This is a genomic window from Amycolatopsis japonica, assembly GCF_000732925.1.
Lineage (GTDB): Bacteria > Actinomycetota > Actinomycetes > Mycobacteriales > Pseudonocardiaceae > Amycolatopsis > Amycolatopsis japonica.
In genome coordinates, this window is record NZ_CP008953.1 from 6,522,866 (window position 1) to 6,541,166 (window position 18,301).

At 68.7% G+C, this 18,301-nt stretch carries 18 protein-coding genes; 10 read left to right on the plus strand and 8 right to left on the minus strand.

What is annotated here, in order from left to right:
• Positions 1 to 27: 27 nt before the first annotated feature.
• Positions 28 to 1,392: an ATP-binding protein gene (locus AJAP_RS30195; protein WP_038517622.1), complete on the plus strand. Its 1,365-nt coding sequence runs from the start codon at positions 28 to 30 to the stop codon at positions 1,390 to 1,392.
• 201 nt (positions 1,393 to 1,593) lie between these two features.
• On the plus strand, positions 1,594 to 2,214 hold the full coding sequence (locus AJAP_RS30200; RefSeq protein ID WP_038517625.1) for a TetR/AcrR family transcriptional regulator: 621 nt from the start codon (positions 1,594 to 1,596) through the stop codon (positions 2,212 to 2,214).
• Between the two features lie 100 nt (positions 2,215 to 2,314).
• Here AJAP_RS30200 and AJAP_RS30205 read toward each other — a convergent pair whose 3' ends face one another.
• A complete protein-coding gene (locus tag AJAP_RS30205) occupies positions 2,315 to 3,052 on the minus strand; it encodes a TetR/AcrR family transcriptional regulator (protein ID WP_038517628.1) in 738 nt (245 codons plus the stop codon).
• A gap of 61 nt (positions 3,053 to 3,113) precedes the next feature.
• Here AJAP_RS30205 and AJAP_RS30210 point away from each other — a divergent pair, with 61 nt between their 5' ends.
• Together AJAP_RS30210 and AJAP_RS30215 are read left to right on the plus strand one after the other, a co-directional pair.
• Positions 3,114 to 3,983 (plus strand): alpha/beta fold hydrolase, encoded by an 870-nt coding sequence (locus tag AJAP_RS30210; protein ID WP_038524146.1) that lies wholly within the window; start codon positions 3,114 to 3,116, stop codon positions 3,981 to 3,983.
• A gap of 91 nt (positions 3,984 to 4,074) precedes the next feature.
• Positions 4,075 to 4,548 (plus strand): hypothetical protein, encoded by a 474-nt coding sequence (locus AJAP_RS30215; protein ID WP_038517631.1) that lies wholly within the window; start codon positions 4,075 to 4,077, stop codon positions 4,546 to 4,548.
• Here AJAP_RS30215 and AJAP_RS30220 read toward each other — a convergent pair.
• Entirely contained in the window at positions 4,497 to 5,972 is a 1,476-nt protein-coding gene (locus tag AJAP_RS30220; protein ID WP_038517634.1) for a carotenoid oxygenase family protein, read from the minus strand. The two genes, AJAP_RS30215 and AJAP_RS30220, sit on opposite strands and share 52 nt — an antisense overlap.
• Positions 5,973 to 6,102: 130 nt before the next feature.
• Between AJAP_RS30220 and AJAP_RS30225 the strand changes: the two genes are divergently transcribed.
• Positions 6,103 to 7,068, plus strand: a complete 966-nt coding sequence (locus AJAP_RS30225; protein WP_038517637.1) for a winged helix-turn-helix transcriptional regulator — start codon at positions 6,103 to 6,105, stop codon at positions 7,066 to 7,068.
• 74 nt (positions 7,069 to 7,142) lie between these two features.
• Positions 7,143 to 7,331, plus strand: coding sequence for a DUF5302 domain-containing protein (locus AJAP_RS30230; RefSeq protein WP_005162443.1), 189 nt, complete (start codon positions 7,143 to 7,145; stop codon positions 7,329 to 7,331).
• A gap of 96 nt (positions 7,332 to 7,427) precedes the next feature.
• Here the strand turns inward: AJAP_RS30230 and AJAP_RS30235 are convergent, their stop codons facing one another.
• From AJAP_RS30235 to AJAP_RS30250, 4 genes are all read right to left on the minus strand, one after another.
• Positions 7,428 to 8,498: a Glu/Leu/Phe/Val family dehydrogenase gene (locus AJAP_RS30235; RefSeq protein WP_038517640.1), complete on the minus strand. Its 1,071-nt coding sequence runs from the start codon at positions 8,496 to 8,498 to the stop codon at positions 7,428 to 7,430.
• Positions 8,499 to 8,657: 159 nt separating this feature from the next.
• Positions 8,658 to 9,851 (minus strand): PLP-dependent aminotransferase family protein, encoded by a 1,194-nt coding sequence (locus AJAP_RS30240; RefSeq protein WP_038517642.1) that lies wholly within the window; start codon positions 9,849 to 9,851, stop codon positions 8,658 to 8,660.
• On the minus strand, positions 9,848 to 10,630 hold the full coding sequence (locus AJAP_RS30245; protein ID WP_007033945.1) for a tryptophan 2,3-dioxygenase: 783 nt from the start codon (positions 10,628 to 10,630) through the stop codon (positions 9,848 to 9,850). The genes AJAP_RS30240 and AJAP_RS30245 overlap by 4 nt, the downstream gene beginning before the upstream one ends.
• Entirely contained in the window at positions 10,627 to 11,448 is an 822-nt protein-coding gene (locus AJAP_RS30250; RefSeq protein ID WP_038517646.1) for a PaaX family transcriptional regulator, read from the minus strand. Before AJAP_RS30250 ends, AJAP_RS30245 begins: the two co-directional genes overlap by 4 nt.
• 48 nt (positions 11,449 to 11,496) lie before the next feature.
• Here AJAP_RS30250 and AJAP_RS30255 point away from each other — a divergent pair, with 48 nt between their 5' ends.
• From AJAP_RS30255 to AJAP_RS30270, 4 genes are read left to right on the plus strand one after another with little or no spacing between them, the layout of a single operon-like run.
• Complete coding sequence (locus tag AJAP_RS30255) at positions 11,497 to 12,222, plus strand: creatininase family protein (protein ID WP_038517649.1); 726 nt, start codon at positions 11,497 to 11,499, stop codon at positions 12,220 to 12,222.
• Positions 12,219 to 13,721, plus strand: coding sequence for a benzoate-CoA ligase family protein (locus AJAP_RS30260; protein WP_038517651.1), 1,503 nt, complete (start codon positions 12,219 to 12,221; stop codon positions 13,719 to 13,721). Before AJAP_RS30255 ends, AJAP_RS30260 begins: the two co-directional genes overlap by 4 nt.
• Positions 13,718 to 14,410 (plus strand): SDR family NAD(P)-dependent oxidoreductase, encoded by a 693-nt coding sequence (locus AJAP_RS30265; protein ID WP_038517654.1) that lies wholly within the window; start codon positions 13,718 to 13,720, stop codon positions 14,408 to 14,410. The genes AJAP_RS30260 and AJAP_RS30265 overlap by 4 nt, the downstream gene beginning before the upstream one ends.
• Positions 14,407 to 15,234 (plus strand): enoyl-CoA hydratase family protein, encoded by an 828-nt coding sequence (locus AJAP_RS30270; protein WP_038517657.1) that lies wholly within the window; start codon positions 14,407 to 14,409, stop codon positions 15,232 to 15,234. Before AJAP_RS30265 ends, AJAP_RS30270 begins: the two co-directional genes overlap by 4 nt.
• Before the next feature lie 523 nt (positions 15,235 to 15,757).
• On the opposite strand, the gene AJAP_RS30275 is transcribed toward AJAP_RS30270, so the two are convergent.
• Both AJAP_RS30275 and AJAP_RS30280 read right to left on the minus strand, forming a co-directional pair.
• Positions 15,758 to 17,011, minus strand: a complete 1,254-nt coding sequence (locus AJAP_RS30275; RefSeq protein ID WP_038524149.1) for an HNH endonuclease signature motif containing protein — start codon at positions 17,009 to 17,011, stop codon at positions 15,758 to 15,760.
• 310 nt (positions 17,012 to 17,321) lie between these two features.
• Complete coding sequence (locus tag AJAP_RS30280) at positions 17,322 to 18,278, minus strand: helix-turn-helix transcriptional regulator (protein WP_038517660.1); 957 nt, start codon at positions 18,276 to 18,278, stop codon at positions 17,322 to 17,324.
• Between the last annotated feature and the right edge of the window lie 23 nt (positions 18,279 to 18,301).

Sequence of the window (18,301 nt, forward strand, 5' to 3'; positions counted from 1 at the left end):
CGGACGGCAAAATATCGCGTCGGGTGGGTGATCCTCTCGCACTTCGGCCACACTCTGAGCGTGCGCCGCCGGATCGTCACCCTCACCGTGCTGGCCGCGGTGCTGGCGATCACGCTGTTCGGGGCGCCGCTGGCCATCGCGGTCGCCAAGTTCCACGAGGGCAACTCGACCCACGACCTCGAACGGGTCGCCGACACCGTCGTCCTCGGCGTGGCCGGCGACCTGGCCAACGGCCGGATCCCGGAACTGAGACCGGTCAAAGAGGAGGAAGGCCGGATCCGCGGGATCAGGGTCGCGGTCTACACCCCGACCGGCAGGCTTCTGGCAGGCAACGGCCCGAACAGCGAAGACCGCTTCGTCCGCGAAGCGCACTACACCGACATGGCGACCGGCACCCGCGACGACGAGATCGTCCTGGCGGTCCCGGTGCTCAGCGGCCCGTCGCTGGTCGGGGTGGTCCGCGCCGCCCATCCCCGGTCGGAACTGGACGCCAAGATCCGCCTGACCTGGCTGAAGATGATCGCGCTCGCCGGGATCGCGATCGGCGCGAGCTGGCTGATCGGGCGCCGGATCGCCACCCGGCTGGCGCGGCCGCTGGAGGATCTGGCCGCCACCGCCGAACGGCTCGGCGAAGGCGACTTCACCGTCCGCACGCGCCGGACCGGGGTCCACGAGATCGATCAGGTCGCCGAGGCACTCGACGTCACGTCCGAGCGGATCGGCGAGACGCTGGACCGCGAGCGGACCTTCTCCTCCGACGCCTCCCACCAGCTGCGAACACCGCTGACCGGGCTTCGGCTGCAGCTGGAGGCGGCGCTGGAAAGCCCCGACCGCGACCCCTACGCGACGATCCGCGACGGCATCGCCTCGGCCGACCGGCTCGAACGCACCATCGACGACCTGCTGGCGCTGGCCAAACAGACGAGGGCCCCGCGCGCGCTACTCGACCTGGGCAAACTCTTCGAGGAGGTCCGCCAGACCTGGCACGGCCTGCTCGCCGGACGCGGCCGCGCGCTGCGGATCAGCGGCCGGGACGCCCTGCCGGCGCGGGCGGCGGACGCGGCCGTGCGGCAAGTGCTCGCCGTACTGCTGGACAACGCGGCGACCCACGGACGCGGCACGGTGTCCGTCCTCGCGCGTGACGCCGGGGACGCGCTGGCCATCGACGTGAGCGACGAGGGCGCCATCGAGGACGGGCACGATCCGTTCGCGACCGTCGACCGGACCGAGGACCACGAAGGCAACGGGATCGGGCTGCGGCTGGCGCGGAGCCTGGCCGAGGCGGAAGGCGGGCGGCTGCGGCTGACCAGCCCGGCGCCGACGACGTTCACGCTGCTGCTGCCCGCCGAACGCCCCTCGCCGAAAGAAGAAGGCCCGGGCCTGGCGAGCTAGGGGGGGTTACTCGCCAGGCCGGGCCGGTAGGAGGCAAACGCGCCCCGACAGCGCGCACGGCATGCCACCTGACTGAAGACGGTAAAGACCAGCGGGCCAACAGACGGTACACGCCGGATTAACTGACACTTTGCTTTTGAATGTCACAGGAATCGAGCAGTTGTCCGGCCGGGCTGAATCGATCGTGGGAAGATTGACCGCATGACCACCGAGCCGGCGCCGAGATGGCGGAGACTGGAACCGGACGAGCGCAAGGAGCAGATCTTCGCCTGCGCGGCCCGCCTTTTCTCCGACCGCCCGTACTCGGAAGTGTCCACTTCGGACATCGCCGCCGAGGCCGGGGTCGCCAGGGGTCTGATCAACCACTACTTCGGCACGAAACGCGAGCTCTACCTGGAGATCATCCGGCGGGCGCTGACCGTGCCGCGGCTCGCCGTCGAGATCCTGCCGGAAGGCCCGCTCGAACTGCGCGCCGACGTCGCCATCGACTGGTTCCTGGACATGGTCACCAGCCAGGAGAAGATGTGGCTGGCCGCGATCGCGCCGGAGGGCATCGGCCGGGACCTCGAGGTCGAACGGATCCTCGAGGAAGCCGATCGCGAATCGGCCGACCGGGTGCTCGAAGCCGTCGGCCTCTCCCGCGAAAGCGAGCACGGGCCGGAGCTGAACGCGCTCGTCCGCGCGTTCGGCGGGATGGTCAAGGCGGCGGGCCGGGAATGGCTCGTGCGCGGTTCACTCGATCGTGCGCAGGTGCACACCTTGCTCAGCAAATCGCTGGTCACGCTGGTGGGCGACGTGTTCCCGGAGATCCAGCGAGGCTGAAAAGGGAGAAGCCCCCGGCACCTCGAGGGGGAGGTTGGTGCCAGGGGCTTCGGGACCGGTGACGAGCACCGGTATTCCTCCACACTACGCCGATTCCCTGTCACGGCTCTGTCAAACGTCCGATTGCGTTCAGCTGGGTGAGCCGGAGTTCGAGACCGTCGAGACAACGCTGCACGGCGTAATGGTAAAGCCGCTCGTAGTAACCGGCCGCGAGGTCCGGATCCGCGACCAGCTCGGAGATCGACTCGCCCAGCGCCGCCATGCCGGGCAGATCCTCGCGCGTGCGGTACGCCGCGTAGCCCTCGCATCGGTCGAGCTGGAGCGCCATCGCGCTCTCCCGGTCGTCCTCCATCGCGACGAACTGGCAGGCGGTGGCGAGCAGCAGGTTGTAGGCGAACGGCGCCTCGCCGCCGAAACCCGCCGCGAGCAGACGGCCGATGCCGGTGTTCATGGTCGGCACGGCGGCGGCGACCGACGGCCCGAACAGGGCGAGGCGGCGCGCCGAACCGGGATAGCGGCGCAGCACGGTCCGCACGGTCGGCAGGAACTCGTCGAACCAGTCCCGCCACGACAAGGTCTCGTCGGGCAGCGTCAGTTCGCCGACCACCCGGTCGAGCACCGCGACGACGACGGTGTCCCGGTCGCCGACGTGGTGGTAGACCACCGCGGGGTAGGCGTCGACGGCGGCCGCGAGCTGCCGCAACGTCCAGTTCTCCAGGCCCGATTCGGCCGACAGCTCCAGCGCGGCGTCGACGATCCTGTCCCTGGTGACGGCCGGCCGTCCGGAAGCCGCGCGGGACCTCGGCCGGGAACCCGCGTCTTCGGAGAAAGTCGGCATGCGGGCTACCGTATCCGCATTCGGCTGGCCGGACGGCGGGGGCTTCCGGCAGGATCAGGCCATGCCCCGCGCGCGTGTGAACGGTCTCGAACTCGAGTACGACACCTTCGGCTCCCCCGCGGATCCGCCGCTGGTCCTGGTGATGGGACTCGGCGCCCAGATGGTGACGTGGGAGGAGGGCTTCTGCGCACTGCTCGCCGAGGGCGGGTTCCACGTCGTCCGCTTCGACAACCGCGACATCGGTCTCTCGTCCTATCTGGACGATCTCCCCGCGCCGGATCTGGCCGCGCTCGCCGCGGGTGACCTGACCTCCGCGCCGTACCTGCTGTCCGATCTCGCCGCAGACATCACCGGGTTGTTCGACGCGCTCGGTTTCGCCCGCGCGCACGTCGTCGGGGCGTCGATGGGCGGGATGATCGTGCAGCAGCTCGCGATCGACTCGCCGGAGCGGCTGCTCAGCCTCACGTCGATCATGTCGACCACCGGGGATCCCTCGGTCGGGCATCCGGAGCCCGCCGCGCTCGCCGGGCTGACGCGGCCGCCCGCCGCCACCCGGGAGCAGGCGATCGAAGACGGCATCGCCTGGTTCAAGCTCGTGGGTTCGCCCGGTCACCCGTCCGACGAAGAGTTCCTGCGCATGAAGGCCACCCGTAACTACGACCGCGCGAATCACCCCGAGGGTGCACTGCGGCAGGCCGCCGCCGTCGTCGCTTCGGGTGACCGCACGGCGAAGCTGCGCGACGTCCACGTCCCCACGCTCGTCATCCACGGCGAAAGCGACCCGCTGATCAACGTCAGCGGCGGGAAGGCCACCGCGGAGGCGATCCCGGACGCGGAACTGCTGCTGTTCCCCGGAATGGGTCACGAACTGCCGCGGCAGCTGTGGCCCGCGATCGCCGACGCGATCATCGCGCACGCGCGCAAGGCCTGAAGGGTCAGGATTCCGTCAAGGTTCCCGGCGGAGCCGTAGGGAAGGCGTTCACGCCCGCGGCTCGGCCGGTGACACGGAGTTGACTGGGCGGATGAGGAATCCCGAGTGTTTCGGCTTCCCGTTCGGTTGTGCCTCCGTCGTCGTCGCGGCGTCGGTGGCCGGACTCCTCGGCTCGGCGCGACATCACGTCTTTTCCTTGCTGGCCTTGGGTTTCGTCGTCCTCGCCACCGGTGTCGCGACGCGTTTGACCGCGACCGCCGGGACGGCGGTGATCGCCTGGGGTGTCCATTCGGGATTCACCGTCGGGACACTGGGCGCGCTCCAGTTCACGACCGAGACGGGCGTCGCCGCCCTCGTGTTCACCGCCGCGACCGCGGTCGGCGCGCTCGCCCGGCGTTTCGTCCACGATGCCAGGTCCGAGTCGCCCCACCCCCTGGAAGGGGCGACTCGGACGCGGCTTTCCGGCCCTGACACACCTGCCCATCCCCCTCCGGTGGGCGAGTGCGACGGGGATCATCGATCACGGGAAGGTTCCAGCTGGTCCGCTCGTACCCAGGTCGCGTGAAAACCGAGCGGGACCCGCTGGGGCAAGAGGACCCTGGCCACGGGTCCGGCAGCGAGATCGGCGGCGTCGAAGACGTCCAGCTCCGAGCGCCCCTCACGCTCGTCCTGGACGAAGGTCACCAGATAGCCGTCGGCGGAATCGGCGGCCGCGCCGTCGCGGGGTGCGAACGGCGCCTCACTGCCCCACCGGCCCGGACCGAAACGGTGTTCGGTCTTGGCGCCGGCAAGATTGTCGTAGCACACCAGGCCGTCGAACTTGAGCGTCGACTCCGGCGAGATGTGCACCGCGTAGGAGAAGCGATTCCGGCCGCCGACCACCCTCGAGTCGACGGACGGAAATTCGGTGTTGTCGTCGTCGAGCTGGTTCTCCAGGCACTGCCCGGTCCGGAGGTTGAACCGGTAGCGGTGCAGCGAGGCGTCCAGCCGCAGGTACGACAGCATCTTGGCGAGCGGGGTGCGGGCGTCCGCGCGCGGTTGCGGGCGCTGGACGCGGCAGACGTCGAGGACGATTTCTTCGCCCTGCTCCCAGGAATTGACGACGTGGTAGATGTAGCAGGGGCTGGCTTCGAACCAGCGGATCTGGCTACCGTTACCGTAGCGAGGAAGCACCCCGAACCGGCTCGGCAGCGACCGGTCGAACAACAGCCTGTGACGGCCGTTGCGCGCCGCCTCCATGTCCTGGACCAGCGGTAGATCCATCAGGACGGCGTGGTTCTCGGTGATCGCCATGTCGTGCGGCAGGCGCGGGCCGGGGAGTTCGATGTCGGTCGTGCTCGCGACCTTGCCGTCCGCGCTGATCACGCCGTAGCGCAGGTACGGCGGCCGCGGCCCGTAGTCGAACCAGAACATCTCGCCGGTGCGCTCGTCGACCTTCGGGTGGGCCATCATGTCGCCGACCAGCGTGCCGAGGAAGTCTTCGGCGCCCAGTGTCTCCAGCGAAAGCGGATCGACCGCGTACGGTGTGCCGCACATGTACCAGGTCGAGAGCACCTTGCCGCGATGGAAGATCAGGTCGGTATTGGCGCTGTCCTTGACGTTCAGGCCGTGCGTGTTGCCGAACGGGTTGCCCTTGGGCGACTCCATGACGCCCTTCCAGAGCGCCTTGCCCGCTTCGGATTCGGCCTCGAACGCCTTGGTGCGGACCCAGCGGTTGCGGTAGCGGGCCTTGCCGTTCTCCAGATGGACCGCGTGGATCATGCCGTCGCCGTCGAACCAGTGGTAGCGCCCCTCCGGCTCGAACCGGGGGTTCGGCCCGTTGCGCAGGTACACGCCGTTGAGGTCCGCGGGGATCTTGCCGATGACCTCGAGATCGCTCGCGTCGATCTCCTCGCCGACCGGGGCGTAGACGCCCATCAGGTACGGGTTGACCTCGGGTTCCCCGGTGGCGGCTGCCACCAGGACCGGCTGCTCGGAGGTGCTCGTCATCGGTACTCCCCGGCTGGTTCGTGTTGACCGATGGCTGAGACACTATGATTTCTGTAGTCAGGCGTCAAGAGGCTTCTGTTGCTGTAGTCAGTAGTACGCTGACAGCGACACCACCCTCGGAAGGAACCACGTGACAGAGGCGACGGCGCACCGCGTCCGGCCGGCGGGCGATCCGCTGCGACGGGCGCTCGAACTGCTCGGCGATCAGTGGACCTTGCTGATCCTGCAGAGCCTTTTCCTGCGCTTCCGCCGTTACGAGGAGCTCCGGCTGCGGCTCGGCATCTCCCCCACCGCGTTGTCCGGGCGGCTGCGCGAAATGGTCGACGCGGGCGTGCTCGTCCGCACGCCGTACCGGGACGCGCGCCGCACCCGGCACGAGTACCGGCTCACCGAACGCGGCCTCGATCTGTGGCCGCTGCTGATCTCGATCTGGGCGTGGGAACGGGAATGGGTCGAGGGACGGCGCGCGGTACTGCCGACGCTGATCCATCTCGACTGCGAACTGGCCACGTCGGCGCCCCTCGGCTGCGCCTCGTGCGAACGCCGGGTCGACGCCCGCGACGTCCGCGCCCGGCGGCTCGACGAGACCGGCGTCGTCGAAGCGACGGCGTCGAAACGCTTCCGCCGCAAGGACGCCGAGTCCCTCGCGGGCGATCCGCTGATGTTCTTCCCGGACACCATGGAACTCCTCGGCGACCGATGGTCGACCGGGGTCGTGGTGAGCGCGCTGCTCGGGGCACGGCATTTCTCGGAGTTCGAACGCGAACTGGGCATCGGGCCGAGCGTGCTCTCGGGGCGGCTGTCGAGACTCGTGGACGTCGGCGTGCTGCGGACCGGGATCGCGAAGACCCGCACCGACGCGCACGACTACCGGCTGACGGCGAAAGGGCTCGCGTTCTTCCCCGCGCTGGCCTTCATCGCCGAATGGTCGCGGGGTTTCGAGGTCCCGGGTCAGGAGCCCGACATCACGCTGGAGCACGTGGACTGCGGCAACCGGCTGAAGCCGATCCTGCTGTGCGATCACTGCTGGCACCCGCTGCTGCGGGACCGGGTCCGGTTCGGCGGTCCGGTCCAGCTGCCCGCGCCGTCCAGGTGACGTAAATCGACTCGCCAAGCCGGTCGGTTCCTGACAGGCTGGCGTGGTCACACGTCGTCACCTCGGAGGTAAGAATGACTGAACCCGCACCGTCACCGGCGGATGGCGAAGAGGACGACACGAAGCGCAAGTTCCGCGAGGCCCTGGAGCGCAAGCAGGCTCAGGCCCGCTCAGGCTCGGCGCACGAGAACGGCGGCGGGAAGAACCTGCACGCGCACGGTCCGGCGGCGAACAAGCGCACCTTCCGTCGCAAGAGCGGCTGAGTCCCCGGCACACCCCAGTGCCATGAAAGGTCCTTTCCTTGCAAAATTTGCAAGGAAAGGACCTTTCATTGCGTTCAGAGGGCCGCGTTCAGGGACCTACACCGTCAGGATCGACCGCAGCCCGCCGACCTCGGCCATCCGGCGTTCGGCCAGCCGGTCCGCCGCCGTCGCCGGCGGGACACCGTCGGCCTTCGCCAGCGCGAAGACCGCCTTGGTGGTGTCGAAGATGGCCGTCGTCTTGCGCTTGGCGCGCGCGAAGTCGAAGCCGTGCCGCTCGTCGTCGACCTGGATCACGCCACCGGCGTTGACCAGGTAGTCCGGCGCGAAGAGGATGCCGCGGTCGTCGAGCTGCTTGCCGACGCCCGGATGCGCGAGCTGGTTGTTGGCCGCGCCGCAGACGATCTTCGAGCGGAGCAGGCCGACGGTCTCGTCGGTGAGCACCCCGCCCAGCGCGCACGGCGCGAAGACGTCGAGTTCGGTGCGGATCAGCGCGTCGATGTCCTCGACGACCTCGACCCCGGGGTACGCCGCGCGGGTGCGCTCGATCGCCGCGGGCGAGACGTCGGTGATGACCACCTGCGCGCCCACCTCGATCAGATGCCCGACCAGGATGTGCCCGACCTTGCCGACGCCGGCGACGCCGACCTTGCGGCCCGCGAGGTCCGGGACACCCCAGACGGCGTCCGCGGAGGCGCGCATGCCCTGGTAGGTGCCGAAAGCGGTGAGCACCGAGGAGTCGCCGGCGCCGCCGTTCTCCGGCGAGCGGCCCGTGACGAACTCCGATTCACGGGCGACGATGTCCATGTCCTGCACGTAGGTGCCCACGTCGCAGGCGGTGATGTAGCGGCCGCCCAACGTCTGGACGAACCGGCCGAAGGCGCGAAGCAGCGCTTCGGTCTTGTGCTTCTGGGGGTCGCCGATGATGACGGCCTTGCCGCCGCCGAGGTCGAGCCCGGCGAGCGCGTTCTTGTACGCCATCCCCTTCGACAGCGCGAGGACGTCCGCGAGCGCGGCGTCTTCGGACTCGTAGGGGTAGAACCGGGTCCCGCCGAGCGAGGGTCCGAGCGCCGTCGAGTAGATCCCGATGATGGCCTTCAGGCCGGTGGCCTGGTCTTGACAGAAGACGACCTGTTCATGGCCGGTACCTTGGCCGAACACTTCGGTCACTGTGGTGACTCCTTGTCCTGGAGTGCACGCTGCTTGTGGCTCACGTGCGAAGTTCCTGCAACAAGGCACAGTCCCCGACGAAGGTCGTCCGGCGGCGACGGTGCCACATCGCAAACCTAGATCGCCCCGGTCCGTTCGCCAAGCCGGGGCCGAGGTGTCTCAGCCGTCGACGACCTCTTGAAGGACACGGAGCGCGGAATCGAGCTGCCGATCGGACAGATACGGCGCCGGTCCGAACCGCAGATACGCGCCGCGGCTGTCGGTCCGGACGCCGCGTTCGGCGAGGGCGGCCTGCAGTGCTCCGGCGTCGGCGCATTTCAGCGACAGGAAGCCGCCGACGCGGTCGAGCGGCGTCTCCCGGTCACGGGTGATGACGTCCTCGGGCAGCCCGAGCTTGTCGAAGCCCTCGGCGAGGAAGCCCATCTGGTGCCGCGAAACCTCCCGCAGGAACTCGGGCGTGAGCCCGTGCTCGGCGAAGAACCGGAAGACGCGAGCGCCCCGGTAGTGGCTCGTCGGGTCGTAGGTCGCTCCGGCGAACCTGTCCGATCCGGCGGCGTAGGCGATCTGGCCGGGCCGGCGCTCGTCCGCGAGCGCGCCGAACTCGGCGTACCAGCCGGTGACGACCGGCCGCAGTTCCTGCGCGTGCGCGGGCATCCGCAGGAAGCAGTTGCCCTCGCCGAGCTGGAGGTACTTGTAGCCGCCGCCGAGCACCCAGGCGTTGGTGAGCCCGAGGTCGTGCAGCGAGAACGGGACGACGCCGAGCGCGTGGTAGGCGTCGACGACGAGGTTCACCGACTTCGAAAGGCAGACGTCGGCGAGATGCGCGAGGCCCGGCACGAGCCGGGAGGTCTCGAACAGCACGGCCGAGACGAGCACGGCGGCGGTGTCTTCGGTGACCTCGGCCGCGACGCGTTCGGCCAGCGTGGCGACCGGCGCCGCGGAGACGCGGACCACCTCGACGCCTTCCTCCGCCAGCCTGCCCAGCTGACGGCGCAGGGTGTGGAACTCGCCGTCGGTGGTGACCAGGCGCGGACGGCGGGGCAGGTCCATCGCCGAGAGGAACCGGATCACCAGATCGTGGGTACTGGCGCCGAGCGCGATACCGCCGTGCGGGTCACCGAGCAGCGCCCGGAACCCGGCCCGCATCTCGTCGGCCTTCGCGAAGGCACGGTCCCATTTCGTGTCGACCTCTTCGGCCGCGTCGGCGAAGGCCTCCAGAAGACCTTCCCGCGCGACGTCCGGCCACGCCTGATGCGAGTGCCCGGTCAACAGGATCCGGTCCGCCACACCGAACGCCTGGTAGTGCTCCGCGAGCGCGTTGGGATCGCGGCGGAGTTCGTCGAGGTTCGTCAAAGCCTGCTCCGCACCGCCCAGAGATCCGGGAACATCGGGGAGAAAAGCGTCGTACGCAGATAGTGCGCGCCCGACGAACCCCCCGTCCCGGTCTTGTCTCCGATGGTGCGCTCGACCATCTTCACGTGCCGATACCGCCACTCCTGCATCCCTTCGTCCAGATCGACCAGGTGCTCCGCCACGACGGACGGCCCGGTGTCGTCGCGGTAGACCCGCAACAGAACCTCTTGGAGCGCCGGAGAGGGTTCGAGTGGCTTGGTGACATCGCGCCCGGTCGGGACGTCGTACCCCTTCACCGCGAGGTAGGTGACGAAGGAGTCGAAGAGCGACGGCCGTGACATCGCGTCCGCGATCTGGGCGCGCTGTTCACCGCCTTCGGGGTAATGCGCGAACACCCGCTCGTCCCGGCGGCCGAGGACGGCCTCCAGGACACGGAACTGAGCAGACTGGAACCCGCTCGACGCGTCGAGTCGCGCACGGAAACTGGTGAACTGGCTCGGAGTCATCGTCTCGAGCACATCGATCTGCGCGACCACCACCTTGAAGATAGTCAGGATTCGCCGCAAAGTGCGGACGGCGTGAGCGGTGTTACCCGCTTCGAGTTGCTCCTGCAGGTAAAGCGCCTCGTGGAGAACTTGTTTGAACCAAAGTTCATACACTTGGTGGATCACGATGAAGAGCAATTCGTCGTGCTCGTCGGACCGCGGATGCTGTGCGTCCAGCAATTCGTCCAGCGAAAGGTAGGACGTGTAACTCAATGCGGCCTGAGTGTCGTTCATTTTTCAGTCACCTCGTCGAAATGGCGTTGCGCCGCCGGGGCCAGCGCCTGATAGAGATCGTGGAACAACTCGACCGCGGCCGCCCGGCTCGGCGGAGCGGGCACCAGCCCGACCGGGAGCTCCGGATCGAGTGACGGGAAGGCGCGGAACGTATGCGTCAGCCAGGTTCGGACCTGGAACGCCTCGGCGTCAGGCAGGTCGCCTGAATATCCGCCGAAATCTCGGACGAACGCGTCGTAACGCGCGGCGAGGCCGTCGAGGTTCCAGGCCCGCGCGGCGAACCGCCGGACGTCGAGCCCGGCCGACGGTTTCCCGAGCATCAGCCCGGCGTGTTCGGCGACGTCCAGTTCGGCCAGCAGGGCGAGCACCTCGGCCTCACGGTCGTGCGGCGCGATCCAGGTGCCGTCCTGCACCGGGCCGAACCCGAGGAAACGCAGCCGTCGCACCAACCGCTCCCTCGCCTGACGGCGGCTCTCCGGGATGCTCTGCCACAGCACGGTCCACTGCCCGACCTCGCGCTCACGCCTGCCGAGGGAGAAGATCCGGCGATCGCCGTCCTCCAGCAGCGCGATCGTGCGGCGGGTCAGCGAGTAGTGGACGAGCCTGCCCGCCTTGTGCCTCGCGAGCAGGTCGCGGCGGGCGAGCCTGGCCAGCGCGATCCGCGCGGCGCCGTCGGAGAAGCCGAGCCCGGCGAGCACGCCGACCAGGCCGCCGGACCAGACACGACGGCTCTCGCGCGGCGACACGTAGGTGCCGAGCAGCGTCATCACCAGTTCCTGGGGACCTGGGTCGCCGTGGGGCGGGGCCGATTCGGGCATGAGCGCAACTCTATACACCTCAGGCCGCTGCGGTGTAGCTTGATTCGAGTGACGTACTTCGCGGAGTTGAGCTCGCGTCAGGTGGCCGCGCTCGCGTCCGACGCGCGCGTTCCCGTGCTGCTGCTCCCGGTGGGCGCGGTCGAGCCGCACGGACCGCACGCGCCGCTGGGCACCGATCCCCTGATCTCGCGCGGGATGTGCGAACGTGCCGCCGCGCGCCTGGCAGGCGATCCCGGCTTGCGCGTGCTGATCCTGCCCGAGGTGCCGTACGGGGTGACGCGGTTCGCCGCCGGGTTCGCGGGCGGCGTCTCGATCGGCGAAGAGACCCTGTACGCGCTGCTGACCGAGATCTGCGGCGCGCTCACCGAGCAGGGGCTCACCCGGATCCTGCTGGTCAACAACCATTTCGAGCCGGCGCATCTCGCCGTACTGCGGCGGGTGGCGGAGACGGCGGACGTCGGCTTCGTCGACCTCGTCCGCCGCCGGTACGCCGCGCGGCTCACCGACGAGTTCCGCTCGGGTGAATGCCATGCCGGGCAGTACGAGACGTCGCTGGTGCTGGCCGACCGGCCGGATCTCGTGGACGCCGCCGTCCAGCGCGGACTGCCCGCGGTCCACGTCGACCTGGCGCGCGGCGGGGTCACGGACTTCGCCTCGGCCGGGATGACCGAGGCCTACTGCGGCACCCCCGCCCAGGCGACCGCCGAGGAAGGCGAGAAGACCTTTTCGGTACTCACCGACATCCTGGTCGAAGCGATCCGGGAGCTCGTATGACCTTCAATCTGGCGACCCATTTCGTCGACCGCCTCCCCGGGCACCGGACGGCGTTGCTGTGCGGCGACGAGGAAGTCACGTATGCGCAGCTCGGCGCATTGGTGAACCGGGCCGGGAACGTGCTGCGCGAGCTCGGTGTCCGAAGTGGACAGCGGGTTCTGCTGGCGCTGAACGACGGCGTCGAGTTCGTGGCCGTCTGGTATGCGGCGCAGAAGATCGGCGCGGTCACCGCCGAGGTCTATTCCTTCCTGCAGCCCAAGGATTACGCGTACTACCTCGGCTACACCGAGGCCGTCGTCGTCATCGCGGACGCCTCGACGTTGCCCGCGCTGCGCGAAGCCGGGGCACGGAACCTGCTGGTCGTCGGCGACGTGGACTTGCTGCCCGGCGAGCACTCGTTCTCCACGCTGATCGCCTCGGCGTCGGCCGAACTGGAAGCCGCGCCGACCACGCTGGACGACGTCGCGATCTGGAAGTTCACCACCGGCAGCACCGGCGCGCCCAAGGCGTGTGTGCACCCGGCGCGCAGCGCGCTGGAAAGCTTCGACCGGTACGCGCTCGGCGTGCTCGGCCTCCGCGAGGACGACCGCGTACTGGCCGTGCCGAAGCTGTTCTTCGGCTACGCGCGCGATCTGACCGCGTTGTTCCCGTTCGGCGTGGGCGCGTCCGGGATCGTGTTCCCGCAACGCAGCACCGCCGACCTGCTGTTCTCGCTGATCGAGCGCTATCGGCCGACGATCCTGGTCAACGTGCCGACCATGATGAGCGCGATGATCGCCCATCCGGCGGCGGCAGGAGTGGACATGAGCTCGCTACGGCTCGCGACGTCGGCGGGTGAGGCCTTGCCGTCGGAGCTGCATCGCAAGTGGGACAACCTGTTCGGTGTCCCGGTGATCGACGGGATCGGCTCGTCGGAGGCGTATCACATCTATCTGTCCAATGTGCCCGGCGCGCAGCGGGTCGGCAGCCTCGGCCGCGAGGTCCCCGGCTACACCGCCCGCGTGCTGGACGAGAGCGGCGATCCGTTGCCGGACGGGGAGATCGGCACGCTGGAGGTGACCGGCCCGACGATCGCGCGCGAGTACTACGGCGACGCCGAGAAGACCGCGCGGACGTTCCACGGCGACACCCTGCGCACCGGCGATCTGTTCAGCCGCGACACCGACGGATACTTCCACCACCACGGCCGCGCCGACGACCTGCTGAAGGTGTCCGGCGTGTTCGTCGCGCCGAGCGAGATCGAAGACTGCCTCATCGGTCATCCCGCGGTCGTCGACTGCGCGGTGCTGGGCGTGACCGTCGACGGCCTCGTCGTCCCTCGGGCGTGCGTCGTCCTGGCGGAGGGCGCTTCCGCCACGGCCGAGGAACTCAAGGATCACGCGCGGGCCCAGCTGGCGAAGCACAAGTATCCGCGCGAGGTGGTGTTCGTGACCGAACTCCCCCGCACCGCCAACGGAAAACTCGATCGGCGCGCGTTGCGCCGGGTGGAGGCAGAGTGAGCAGGATCGTCGTCGTCACCGGCGGGACCCGCGGGATCGGCGCGGCCATCGCCGCCCGGTTCCGGGCCGCCGGCGACAAGGTGCACGCCCCCGGCCGGGCCGACTGCGACGTCACCGACGAAGACGCCGTCGCGCGGTACTTCGACGGTCTCGGGCCGGTGGACGTGCTGGTGAACAACGCCGGGATCTCGGCGAGCGCCCCGCTGGCGAAGACCTCGCTGGAGCAGTGGCGGACCCAGCTCGAGGTCAACGCGACCGGCGCTTTCCTGTGTACACGGGCGGTCCTGCCCGGTATGCGGTCGCGCGACACCGGCCGGATCGTCACCGTCGCCTCGACGGCGTCGCATATCGGCTACCGCTACACCGCCGGCTACACCGCGTCGAAGCACGCCGCCGTCGGCCTGATGCGGGCTACTGCAGCGGAACTGGCGGGCACCAGCGTCACCGCGAACGCCGTCTGCCCGGCCTTCGTGCGCACGGACATGACGGCAGCCTCCGTCGCCCGGATCCAGGAACGGACCGGCCGCGACGAAGCCGACGCGGAAGCCGCCCTCGCCGCCGCGTCACCACTCGGCCGCCTGCTCGAACCCGACGAGGTCGCCCACGCGGTGACCTTCTTCGCGGCGCCCGAAGCCGCCGCGATCAACGGACAGACACTCGTCCTCGATGGAGGTGGGATCCAGTCATGAGCCCGTTCCGCGCCACGCCGCCGATCACGACGGACTGGGAGCACTTCGAGTTCACCGTGGACGACGGCGTCGCCACGGTCACCTTGAACCGCCCCGACAAACTGAACGCGCTCACCTTCGACAGCTACGCCGACCTGCGCGACCTGCTGGCCGAATTGCCGCATCGCGGCGACGTCCGGGTGCTGGTCATCACCGGGCAGGGGCGGGGTTTCTGCTCCGGCGGCGACGTCGAAGAGATCATCGGTGAACTGCAGAAGATGGAGTCCGCGGAACTGCTGGAGTTCACGCGGATGACCGGCGCGGTGGTGAAGGCGCTGCGGGAATGCCCCATCCCGGTGATCGCCGCGGTGAACGGTGTCGCCGCGGGCGCGGGCTCGGTGATCGCGCTGGCGAGCGACTTCCGGCTGCTGGCGTCGTCGGCGAAGTTCGCCTTCCTGTTCACGAAGGTCGGGCTGGCCGGCGCGGACATGGGCTCGGCGTACCTGCTGCCGCGGCTGGTCGGGCTCGGCCGGGCGACGGAACTGCTGATGCTGGGCGACAAGATCGACGCCGCCCGAGCCGAGACCATCGGGCTGGCTTCGAAGGTGGTGCCCGACTCAGACTTGGCTTCGGAGGCTTCCGCGTTGGCTCGGCGTCTTGCCGATGGGCCGGCTTTGGCTTACAGCACGACGAAGGTTCTGTTGACGCGTGAGCTCGATATGGACCTGGGGAGTTCCATCGAGCTGGAGGCGATCACGCAGGCTTTGCTGATGACGGCGAAGGATCATGGGGAGTTCTATGCGGCGTGGACGGCTGGGCGTTCGCCTCAATGGACCGGTCGGTGAGTTCTTTCGGTGACCGTCGGGGCTGGCTCCGGTCGGTCATGACCGGTCTGGTGACGATGGACTGTGTGGCCGGTCCAGTCAAGATGCTCAGCTTGTGATGCGCTCTTGAATCGTCCATTAAGGACTGGGCGGCGGATCGGTTCCGGTGGCGGGCTTTCACGAGCGGGGCAGGCGAGCAGGTCCTCAGGGATTTCGGGTGCCGGTGTTTCGGTCGTGACCGGTCCGGTGACGATGGACTGTGTGGATTTTGGTGCGTTGGATGACCTGAAATCCACACAGTCGTGCGTGATCGGGCCAGTCGTGGTGGTCGTCCGTTAGGGAGTGCTTCGGTCGTCGATGAATCTGGGGAAGGGGCAGGCCTCAGTCGCGGATACGGAGGGCTTCGTCGCCGAGTGGCGGGTCCTGAGGGGTCTCGGTCGGGCGAGCGATGGACTGTGTGGGTTTTGGAACGTCAGATGTCCCAAAACGCACACGGGCATGCCGAGGGGCCCGTCGCCTGGGTGGCTAACGGGCTCCTCGGGGCCTAGACGTGATGCAGGGTGTTGCGCCTAGGTTTTCGGAGCGGATCCCGATACTGGGGTGGGATGAACTCCGGTAACCCATCGGCCGCCATCCGTACTTCCCAGTCACCGTGGTGAATCAGCCGGTGATGGAAGCCGCAGAGCAACACGAGATTTCGGAGGTCGGTGGGTCCGCCGTCTGCCCAGTGCTCAATATGGTGGGCGTGGCAGTTCTTGGGTTTCCGGTGGCATCCGGGGAAGGCGCAGCCGCCGTCTCGGATGTTCAACGCGCGTCTCTGCCCTGGGGTGACGAATCTTCTCAGGCGCCCCATATCCAGCGGTTCCCCCGACGCGCCCATCACGACCGGCACCATCAGGCAATCGCAGGCCGCTAGCCGGGCTTCCCGCGCCGTCATCGTCCCCACAAAGTCCAAGCAGGCGGTGCCGAGACCCGATTTGAGTTCCTCCAGCCCGATGGTGACGTGCACCAAGGTGCGGTAACCGCTGGTTCCGGGCTGGTCCGGGCAGGCGATCGCCAAGTCGAGGAGTTCGGCCCAGGCGTCGCCCATGCGTTCGCACTTCATCCGCAAGTCCGCCTGCCCGAACTCATCCACCGGCCGCGGCTGGGCGTGTGCTTCCAGGGCGGCGGCGGTGCGGGCGCCGGTCTCGTCATCGAGGAGGCCGGTGAGTTTCCAGAAGCCGTCTTTGCGCCGTTCCAGGGTGATCTCGCGGCGTGGTTCTTTGGGCTCGGGGTCTTTGGGTTCGTTGCCGTCCGGATTCAGTAAGTCTTGCAGGTTCGCCTCGGCCTTGGCGAGCTGCCGGGGACCGGCACTCGGGGCCAGGTTGGCGAGGATCTGCTCCGCACCCGCCCGATCCTCGGCCGAAATGTCGGCGGGGAGGTTTTTCAGGATCTCCAGGATCTGATCGATCCGTTCGTCCCCGACCAGTCCCTGAGCGGCGACCGCAGCAGTGGCGGGAGCGAGAGGCGGAACCTCGGTGCCATCCAGGGCCCGGGTGGGGTTCAAGGCGATCGCCCGCTTCACGATCGGACCCGCCTCACCCCGCGACAATCCCGCGATCTCGGCGAGCCAGCTTGCCGTGCTGCCATGCCCGTACAAGTCTTTGGCGCCCCGAGACTCGATCTCCGCCAGGAACTGCCCCAGACAGGCGGTCGCGATCCGAATCAGCTGCAAAGCGTGCTGCACGCCATGGGCAAGCTCCAGCTTGCCGGCACGCCACAGTTCCTGCGGCAACTCGGGGAGGAAGGTCTCGGACACCCCTTCATAATACCCGAAGAAATCGAACACGTGTTCGTAATTTCAAGCAACCAGCAAACCGCACGAACAACACCGAAGAGTGAAACAGCCACCGACCCCGAATCACCCTGCGAAGGCACCCCACGCACTTAGTCGACTAAATGCGAGCAACGGCGGGCGCACCCTCAAACACGCCGTCGAGACAGAGTGAATAGCACCGAAGGCCAGGCCGGCCACCCATGCGACTACCTCCGAGCACGCCCCGCACTTAGTCGACCAAATGCGAGGCCCTCTAGCCATTAGTCGACTAAATGCGAAGAACCCCACGCAATTAGTCGGCTAATTGCGAAAGGTGGCCCGCAGCGCCCAGCAATCGATCGGCCAGAACCCGGCACCGCTCGCCCAACTCCACCGGCTCGATCACTTCGAAAGCGTGCCCCAGCACCACCACATGCATCAGCAGGAAATCGAGATCCCCGGCCCCGCTCAGCACCTCGCACCGCGAACGCCCCCGTTCCCGCACGACAGCGGCCGACGCCGGGATCTGCGAACGCACGACCGGAGCGGGCGCGTGCACCAAAAACCGTGCCTGGTGCCGATAGACCCGGCTGGCGATGTTCTCCTGCACGTACGCCGCCGCGTCGGGCGCCTCGCGCGGACGGAAACGCCACGACCGCGCGGAAACTCCGGTCATCCGATCGACGCGGAAGGTGCGCCAGTCGTCGCGGTCGAGGTCGTAGGCGAGCAGATACCAGCGCCGCCCCGAGGCCACCAAACGGTACGGCTCGACCCGCCGCGGCATGGAACCCGAAGACGGATACTCGAAGCCCAACTCGACCTCGTCGCGGCAAGCGCGGGCCAGGGTCATGAGCACGTCGGGGTCGATCGGCGCGCGGCTTCCGTCGAAGGCGACCACGGAGCCGGACAACGCGCTCACCTCGTGCCGCAGTCTGGTCGGCAGCACCCGGTCGAGTTTCGTCAGCGCCCGCAACGCGGCTTCCCCGCTGCCCGCGCCGGCGAGCAGCGAGACCGCGGTGGCGATCGCCTCCTCGTCGTCCAGCAGCAACGGCGGCATGTCATGGCCTGGCCCGAGCTGGTAGCCCCCGCCGACGCCGTTGCTCGCCTGCACCGGGTAACCGAGCGCGCGCAGCCGCTCGACGTCCCGCCGGATCGTGCGCGGCGTGACACCGAGCCGCTCCCCCAGCTCCGGACCGGTCCACACGGCACGCTGCTGCAACAGCCCGAGCAGGGTGAGCACCCGTTCGGTCGTCCCGCGCTCGTCCTCCATGTCACCCACTCTGCCAGAGATAG

Bases quoted from the DNA above. Each gene is read 5' to 3' on its own strand.
- AJAP_RS30280 (WP_038517660.1), bottom strand. From the start codon at position 18,278: ATGGAGGACGAGCGCGGGACGACCGAACGGGTGCTCACCCTGCTCGGG.
- AJAP_RS30205 (WP_038517628.1), bottom strand. From the start codon at position 3,052: ATGCCGACTTTCTCCGAAGACGCGGGTTCCCGGCCGAGGTCCCGCGCG.
- AJAP_RS30230 (WP_005162443.1), top strand. From the start codon at position 7,143: ATGACTGAACCCGCACCGTCACCGGCGGATGGCGAAGAGGACGACACG.
- AJAP_RS30210 (WP_038524146.1), top strand. From the start codon at position 3,114: ATGCCCCGCGCGCGTGTGAACGGTCTCGAACTCGAGTACGACACCTTC.
- AJAP_RS30260 (WP_038517651.1), top strand. From the start codon at position 12,219: ATGACCTTCAATCTGGCGACCCATTTCGTCGACCGCCTCCCCGGGCAC.
- AJAP_RS30220 (WP_038517634.1), bottom strand. From the start codon at position 5,972: ATGACGAGCACCTCCGAGCAGCCGGTCCTGGTGGCAGCCGCCACCGGG.
- AJAP_RS30270 (WP_038517657.1), top strand. From the start codon at position 14,407: ATGAGCCCGTTCCGCGCCACGCCGCCGATCACGACGGACTGGGAGCAC.
- AJAP_RS30200 (WP_038517625.1), top strand. From the start codon at position 1,594: ATGACCACCGAGCCGGCGCCGAGATGGCGGAGACTGGAACCGGACGAG.
- AJAP_RS30245 (WP_007033945.1), bottom strand. From the start codon at position 10,630: ATGAACGACACTCAGGCCGCATTGAGTTACACGTCCTACCTTTCGCTG.
- AJAP_RS30215 (WP_038517631.1), top strand. From the start codon at position 4,075: ATGAGGAATCCCGAGTGTTTCGGCTTCCCGTTCGGTTGTGCCTCCGTC.
- AJAP_RS30250 (WP_038517646.1), bottom strand. From the start codon at position 11,448: ATGCCCGAATCGGCCCCGCCCCACGGCGACCCAGGTCCCCAGGAACTG.